Origin of the sequence: Streptomyces griseus subsp. griseus, assembly GCF_000720255.1 — a bacterium.
GTDB classification, from domain to species: Bacteria; Actinomycetota; Actinomycetes; order Streptomycetales; family Streptomycetaceae; genus Streptomyces; species Streptomyces griseus_I.
The window spans coordinates 1-663 of the sequence record NZ_JOJE01000142.1 but is presented as its reverse complement, the minus strand read 5'-3'; the positions used below and the strand labels follow the sequence as shown (position 1 = coordinate 663).

The 663-nt window shown below is 71.3% G+C and carries 1 pseudogene; it reads left to right on the top strand.

Annotation, left to right across the window (positions count from 1 at the left end):
- Positions 1 to 418: pseudogene (locus IG99_RS43505) on the top strand (ABC transporter permease); the annotation flags it as partial.
- Positions 419 to 663 lie beyond the last annotated feature (245 nt).

Here is a 663-nt window from a genome sequence, read left to right as displayed (position 1 = left end):
CTGGTCCGAGACACAGTTCACCCAGGACTTCACCACCCTCACCCGAGTGGTGCTCGTGGTGACCTTCACCGTCGCCATCACCTCGGCCGGGATCACCGCGGCCGCCTCCGTCCTGGACCGCCGCCGCACCTACGCCCTGCTGCACCTGGCCGGAACCCCTCTGCGCGTCCTGGACGCCGCACGGAACCGGGAGACCCTCATCCCGGTCACGGTGCTGGCCGGCGGGGCCCTCGCGACCGGGCTGCTGTGCGGGGGCTCGATGATGCTGGCCGGTGGCGACTCATCGTTCGACGCACGCGGCCTGACCGTTCTCGCGGTGTGCTGCGCCGCCGGGGCCGGCGGGATTCTCGCGGCCGGCGGCCTGAGCCGCCCCCTGCTGCGCTCGGTCACCCGGCAGGCGGGGGCGCGCGGCGAGTAATGCCGTGGGTGCCGGCCCGGCCCGGCACCCACGCCGCCCGCGGTCCGCCGCGGGCGAGCTCACTGCCGGTCTCCCCCCCGCCCCGGCCGTGGGCGTAGGGGGTGTTTCGAAAGTCCTGTGCGGTGCGGAACTTTCGAAACACCCCCTAGCTTGATCTTTAACCTCTGGCGTCGAATGATGCGTCGAACTTGATCACTCGGTCTGGTAACTGCCGGACGCGGAAGCGGCCTTCGTCTGAACATGTG